Source organism: Streptomyces anatolicus (assembly GCF_019400875.1).
GTDB lineage: Bacteria > Actinomycetota > Actinomycetes > Streptomycetales > Streptomycetaceae > Streptomyces > Streptomyces anatolicus.
Genome location: NZ_WMBF01000403.1, coordinates 1 through 5,921, shown reverse-complemented (window position 1 = coordinate 5,921; position 5,921 = coordinate 1). Strand labels below are relative to the sequence as shown.

The window sequence follows — 5,921 nt, the reverse complement described above, 5'->3', positions numbered from 1 at the left end:
CCCCCGACCCGAGGCAGGCGACGACGACCGCCGCCAGCACGGCGAGCACCACCGCCACGATCCCCCGCGTCAGCCACGCCGACTTCTGAACGCCCAGGTAGTTCACGGCCGTCAGCAGCACGACGGCCGCGACCGCCACCGCGTGCGCCTGCCCCGGCCAGACGTACGCCCCCACGGTCAGCGCCATCGCCGCGCACGACGCGGTCTTGCCGACGACGAACGCCCAGCCCGCCAGATACCCCCAGAACTCCCCGAGCCGCTCCCGCCCATAGACGTAGGTGCCGCCCGACGCGGGATAGCGGGCGGCGAGCCGCGCCGACGCCGTCGCGTTGCAGTACGCGACCACGGCGGCGACCGCGAGCCCGACCAGCAGTCCCGACCCCGCCGCGCCCGCGGCGGGCCCGAGCGCCGCGAAGATGCCCGCCCCCACCATCGACCCGAGACCGATCACCACCGCGTCGAACACACCGAGGGTCCGCCGAAGCTCTGGCTGTTGTGTCATGCGCCGCACCTTACGGATCACCGCAACCGCGTCACTCCGTAGAGGCGTCCTCCAGGAGCCCAGCGCCTGCCGCATCCTTTTCGGCCACTCCCGACGCCGAGCACAGCAAAGGGCGGGCCCCGACGAGGGACCCGCCCGTCAGCTCAGCCGGTGACCACCGGCACGATCACGGCCGCGACGGCGGACGCGAGCCCGCCCACGGCGATGAACGCCCCGAACTTCTCCTTGGCCGTCGGGAAGACCGCCCTTGAGATGTCTCCCGCCTTGCTCCGCAGAACCATCAGCTTGATCTTCTGCCACCGGTGCTGCCGGAGCCCGCAGCCCATCAGGATCCCCGAGGCGTTGCGCCGGCAGTAGGTGCCGTTGCGGTTCACCGCTCCGCACCACACGGGAAGCTGAAAGGCCGCGTACGAGACGACCGCCAGTGAGAGGACCACAAGCACAGCGGTGGCAGCACCGCTGCTCCAGGCGGCGATCAGAGCCGCCGCCGCGATGTAGCCCCAGTACGTCCACATCCCCCTCATGTTCATGGCTCGGGACGGTACTGCCGTGGTGGTGATCATGCCCAGGGCGAGAATGAGCCAGCCGCGCGCTCCTACCGGTAGTTCACGAACTGCAGTGCGAAGTCGAAGTCCTTGCCCTTGAGCAGCGCCTGCACGGCCTGAAGGTCGTCCCGGCTCTTCGAGCTGACGCGCAGCTCGTCGCCCTGGACCTGCGCCTTGACGCCCTTCGGGCCCTCGTCGCGGATGATCTTGGCGACCTTCTTCGCGTTGTCCTGGGAGATGCCCTCCTCGATCGAGGCGAAGATCTTGTACTCCTTGCCGGACAGCTGCGGCTCGCCCGCGTCCAGCACCTTCAGCGAGATGCCGCGCTTGACCAGCTTGGTCTGGAAGACATCGAGGATCGCCTTGACCCGCTCCTCGCCGCTCGCCTCCATCAGGATCTTCTCGCCGGACCACGAGATCGAGGCGCCCGTGCCCTTGAAGTCGTAGCGCTGCGAGATCTCCTTGGCGGCCTGGTTGAGGGCGTTGTCGACTTCCTGCCGCTCGACCTTCGAGACGATGTCGAAACTGGAGTCGGCCATGTCCTGTGGCTCCTTGTATCGGGGTATGCGTACTCAGCGGTTACACGGCCGCCTGACGCTGGCCGCATCCGCAAAGCCTAGCCACCGCCCCCGCGCCGGGTGCCGCTCAATCGGGTGGCGAAGCACCCCTGTCCATCAGGTATCGTTTACGTCGTTGCCACGGAGCACCGCGAAAGCGGGGCGAGGCAGCAAACCCGGCGGTGTGCCCGAGCGGCCAAAGGGAGCAGACTGTAAATCTGCCGGCTCAGCCTTCCCAGGTTCGAATCCTGGCGCCGCCACATGAAGGTAAACCCCCTCCGATCTGCGGAAACGTAGATCGGAGGGGGTTTCTTCATTTACCCCGGGTTGGCACCGATCCCGCGCACGACCTTCGTGGACTCCGGCAGCAGGTGCGCGCCGACGAGGACCGCGTCCTCGGGGACGCGGAGCGTGAGCAGGGAGCGCACGCGCTCCAGGGTGCTGAGGTCGATGCTCGGCAGAAGCGTCTCGATGGTCAGCTCGCACAGCTTGGGGAAGAGGGTCAGCCAGTCCCAGGTGGGCCCCATGTCCGCCTCGACCCACAGATGGGTGAGGCGCTGGCTCGGGCAGCCGGCGACGAACTCGTCCACGGTCAGCTCGCCAGTGATCTTGATGCGGGAGCGACCGCCGAAACTGTGCAGCGCACGCAGTTCCCGCAGGTTCGAGACGGGGAAGTAGAGCCCCTCATCGGCAAGGTGTGCGATGACTTCCTGGCCGTACAGATCGGTGTCGTACCTGTTCCACGCCTGGGCGAGTTCATTGCGTACGCGCAGGTCGGGGTGGTTGCGGTACAGGGCTAGCACCTCGATGGCGGCGTACGTCGCGATCTGCGTCGCCGTGAGCACGGTGAAGTACGCCTCGTCGGCCACGGCCCGGTGTGCGTCCTCCGCCGCCAGCGCCTCGGCCTTCTGCTCGTCCGAGGCGTAGGGGTCAGGGGTGGCCGGGCGCGGTGGCAGCTCCCGGGGGCCGGTCAGCAGTTCGAGTACGACGGGACCGACCTCGGCCAGGGCGCGGGCTTGATCCGCCGAACGCGGCGGGATCAGCGCGGCCGCCCGCTCCTGCACCTCGGCACGGACCGAGGGAGCGAGTTCGGTCGCGTGCTCCAGGCAGGCGGCGGCGAGGAGGTGGAGGCGGTCCAGGCTCTGACGTGAGGTGTCCTCGCGCCTGATGAGGCCGTTGAGGAGATAGGTCCGCTCGGTGGGCCGCGCGTGGGCGACGGCCATTCTGATGACGTCCTCCCACTGGTCCAGGTGCGCGTTGGCGATGAGGAAGTCGAAGTCGAGCCCCTCGACCGCCGCCTTGGCCCCGAGATAGTCCTGGAAGGTCCGGTGGACGAAGTCCATGGAGTCCGCGCTCGGCTCCCGGAGCAGGCCGCTGCGGACGAGCAGATGCCGGTAGACCGCTTCCGGTGTGCCCTGCTCGGCGACCTTGGGCATGGCGGGCAGGACATGGCCCAGGAGTTCCACGGCGTCGGTGCGGTTCATCTCGGAGCGGCCGTTGCGGATCATCCAGTAGGCGAGCTTCTGGATCAGCTGGATGTGCTCGGCCTCGCTGATGTGGATCGGCCCGCACTTGTGGACGCCGCGCTCGCGGTCGCGCCGGAAGAGCAGCATGGAGAGCGCCGCGTCGTAGATCTCCTTGCGGCCCTGGGGCAGATAGCCGCGGCGGTCCTGGTGCAGGGCGCAGATCAGGCCGCACATCAGGGGGTTGATGGCGAGCCTGCTCAGGTCCTGCTGGGCCCGGACCGCGCGGAGCAGATCCGAGGCGTACTGGTCACTGATGCCGGCGGCCTTGTGCCAGCGCTGGATGAACTCGGCGATGTTGTCCCGGTTCATGGGCGCGAGGTCCAGCTCGGCGAAGTCGTCGTCGGTCAGCCAGCGTTCCCGTACGGCCGAGGGCCTGGACGTGACGAGCCAGCGGTTGTCGGGGTAGGCGCTCAGGAGTTCACGGAGCCAGTGCCGGGCGGCGTTGCGGTCGTCCTCGGGAATCTCGTCGATCCCGTCGATGAGCACGAGCCCGCGGCCCGCGCGCAGCACCCTGTCGATCCACCCGTGCGGCTGGCTGCCCGCGATCGGGCAGTCCACGGCGGACAGGAATCGGTCGGGGGTGGGGAGCGGGGCGCCGCCGCGCGTCAGCGTGCGCAGGGGCAGCACGAACGGCACGAGTCCGTAGAGATAGAGCAGTTGTTCATCGAGTGACCTCTTCGCGGTGGAGACCGCGAGCCACTGGACGAGGGTGGTCTTCCCCGAACCCGCCACACCGCGCAGGAGTACGCGGTTGCGGCCGGCGAGTACGTGATCGGCCGGGACCACGGTGGGGGTGGCGCTCAGCGCGTCGGCGGCCGCGCCCAGGCGGAGGTAGGCCACATCGAGCAGCCAGCTCTCCGGCGCTCCGGACAGGTCGAGGCCGAAGATGCTCAGCTTGCCGTGCTTGGCCGCGATGTAGTCCGAATAGTGCTCCTCGAAGGGGCCGTCCGCGGGGGACGGGGACCGGGTGATCAGGGAGTCGATCTTGCGGGTCAGCTCCTCGATGCCGCGGCTCTGCTCCAGGAGCGTGCGCGGCACGAAGGTGGACCGCTGGGTGAAGAAGTTCAGGATGTGCAGGCAGGCGGTGTCCAGCACGCCCGCGTGCAGCGCGACGGCGTCCTGGGAGAGGCCGAGGGTGGCCGTCCTGTTCTGGGCGCGCAGGTGCTGGGAGAGCCGGAGATGGCCGAGGTGCACGGCCTGTACGTCGTCCATGTCGAGCGTGCCGAGGGAGCGCAGGGAGTCGGTGACGGCGTGGATGACGGCCTGCTTCTCGAAGGAGGGCAGCCGTTCCTCCACGCCCGTCGAGTGGGCGGCACGCTTGACCAGCTCTTCTGAGATCTTGTGCAGATCCTTGTCGGAGAGCGTCCGCTTCTCGCCCCGGAAGGAGACGAGATGGGACACGCGTACGGGCCTGTCGACGAGGCCGGCTCCAGCGCCTTCGGCCACGAAGAGCTTTCTGATCAGCGGCCCCACGATGCTCGACGCGAGCCGGGCTCCGATCACGGCGGGTTCCATCAGCTCTCCGAGGCATCCGAGACATCCGAGGCGTCCATGCGGCGCGAGGTGCCGGCCGCTTCGGGCCAGGGTAGGGCTGGGCCGGTGAGCGGGATTCGCAACTTCACGATTCCTACGCGTAGTTGGCGCGGGCGGTGCGGGCGCGGTGCGCGGGCGCGGGGCGGTGAGATGGCCGTACGTTCTTCAAAGCGCCCGGCCTTAGCGGCACCCGGCACGGGCAGTGAGCCCCACCCGCCGCCCCCGGGCACACTGTCCCCATGTCGTCCCGCCGCAGAAACTGCCCGGAGTGCCGCCGCGAGATCGCCGTCGTCGGCGGACGGTTCGCCCGCCATGACCCGCCGGGCCAGCGCGTCACCGGCGACCTGGTCTCCTGCCCGGGATCCCGCAGGCACGCCCAGCTGGGCGCCGTACAGCCCGCTCTGGACGGCTACACGGTCCCGGACCTGCCGGGCCAGCTCCCGCTGTTCTGAACCCGCCTGAGGGGCCCTCAGGGCCTTCTCGGGCCACTCCGGGTCCCGTAACGGACCTCAGTTCCCCGCAACGGACTTGACGGCCACCGACACCGGCACCGAACCGCTGACCAGTTCCAGCGTCAGCCCGGCCGTCGCCGACGTCTCCAGAAGCTCCGCGAGCACCGCGGCGACGTCGTCCCGAGGGACCGGCCCCCGCCCGGTCGACGCCTCCAGGCGTACGAGACCGGTGCCCGCGTCGTCCGTCAGCATCCCCGGACGCAGGATCGTCCAGTCCAGCGCGGCACGCGCGCGTACGTTCGCGTCCGCCTCGCCCTTGGCCCGCAGATACGCGTCGAAGACCTCGTCGCCCTGGTGCGCGGGGTCCGCGCCCATCGACGACACGACGATGTACCGCCGCACCCCGGCCCGCTCCGCCGCGTCCGCGAAGAGCACGGCGGCGCCCCGGTCCACGGTGTCCTTGCGGCCGGCGTCGCTGCCCGGCCCCGCGCCCGCCGCGAAGACCGCCGCGTCGGCACCGCGCAGATGCTCGGCGACCTGGTCGACCGAGGCCGACTCCAGGTCGCACAGGACCGGTTCGGCACCGGCCTCGCGCAGATCCGCTTCCTGCCCGGCGTCGCGGATCAGCCCGGCGACCTCGTCACCACGCGCGGCGAGCAAGCGCTCCAGCCGCAGCGCGATCTGACCATGACCTCCAGCGATGACAATGCGCATGTCTCCGACCGTACGGCAGCACGACCGCGTTCGCCGCGCGCGGAGCGATCGGCCCACACGGAGCACGCCTTCACAAAGCCCAACCCCACGCC

6 protein-coding genes and 1 tRNA gene are annotated in these 5,921 nt (G+C 69.8%); 2 read left to right on the top strand and 5 right to left on the bottom strand.

Features of this window, described 5'->3' with window-relative positions; genetic code table 11:
- From GKQ77_RS26010 to GKQ77_RS26000, 3 genes are all read right to left on the bottom strand, one after another.
- Positions 1-502, bottom strand: a 502-nt coding sequence (locus GKQ77_RS26010; protein ID WP_219691369.1) for an amino acid permease, incomplete at its 3' end; no start/stop codon positions are given.
- A gap of 143 nt (positions 503-645) precedes the next feature.
- Positions 646-1,032 (bottom strand): hypothetical protein, encoded by a 387-nt coding sequence (locus tag GKQ77_RS26005; RefSeq protein ID WP_219691368.1) that lies wholly within the window; start codon positions 1,030-1,032, stop codon positions 646-648.
- A gap of 65 nt (positions 1,033-1,097) precedes the next feature.
- Positions 1,098-1,586, bottom strand: coding sequence for a YajQ family cyclic di-GMP-binding protein (locus GKQ77_RS26000; RefSeq protein WP_219691367.1), 489 nt, complete (start codon positions 1,584-1,586; stop codon positions 1,098-1,100).
- A 196-nt stretch (positions 1,587-1,782) separates the two neighbouring features.
- On the opposite strand from GKQ77_RS26000, the gene GKQ77_RS25995 reads away from it, so the two are divergent.
- Positions 1,783-1,864 (top strand) — tRNA-Tyr (locus tag GKQ77_RS25995).
- Between the two features lie 57 nt (positions 1,865-1,921).
- Here the strand turns inward: GKQ77_RS25995 and GKQ77_RS25990 are convergent.
- Positions 1,922-4,645 (bottom strand): NACHT domain-containing protein, encoded by a 2,724-nt coding sequence (locus tag GKQ77_RS25990; protein ID WP_219691366.1) that lies wholly within the window; start codon positions 4,643-4,645, stop codon positions 1,922-1,924.
- Between the two features lie 257 nt (positions 4,646-4,902).
- On the opposite strand from GKQ77_RS25990, the gene GKQ77_RS25985 reads away from it, so the two are divergent.
- Positions 4,903-5,115: a hypothetical protein gene (locus GKQ77_RS25985; protein ID WP_125514451.1), complete on the top strand. Its 213-nt coding sequence runs from the start codon at positions 4,903-4,905 to the stop codon at positions 5,113-5,115.
- Between the two features lie 57 nt (positions 5,116-5,172).
- On the opposite strand, the gene GKQ77_RS25980 is transcribed toward GKQ77_RS25985, so the two are convergent.
- Positions 5,173-5,829, bottom strand: a complete 657-nt coding sequence (locus tag GKQ77_RS25980) for an SDR family oxidoreductase (protein ID WP_219691365.1) — start codon at positions 5,827-5,829, stop codon at positions 5,173-5,175.
- Positions 5,830-5,921: the final 92 nt, after the last annotated feature.

Coding starts and splice junctions, on each gene's coding strand:
- GKQ77_RS26005 (WP_219691368.1), bottom strand. CDS start 1,032: ATGAACATGAGGGGGATGTGGACGTACTGGGGCTACATCGCGGCGGCG.
- GKQ77_RS26000 (WP_219691367.1), bottom strand. CDS start 1,586: ATGGCCGACTCCAGTTTCGACATCGTCTCGAAGGTCGAGCGGCAGGAA.
- GKQ77_RS25990 (WP_219691366.1), bottom strand. CDS start 4,645: ATGGAACCCGCCGTGATCGGAGCCCGGCTCGCGTCGAGCATCGTGGGG.
- GKQ77_RS25985 (WP_125514451.1), top strand. CDS start 4,903: ATGTCGTCCCGCCGCAGAAACTGCCCGGAGTGCCGCCGCGAGATCGCC.
- GKQ77_RS25980 (WP_219691365.1), bottom strand. CDS start 5,829: ATGCGCATTGTCATCGCTGGAGGTCATGGTCAGATCGCGCTGCGGCTG.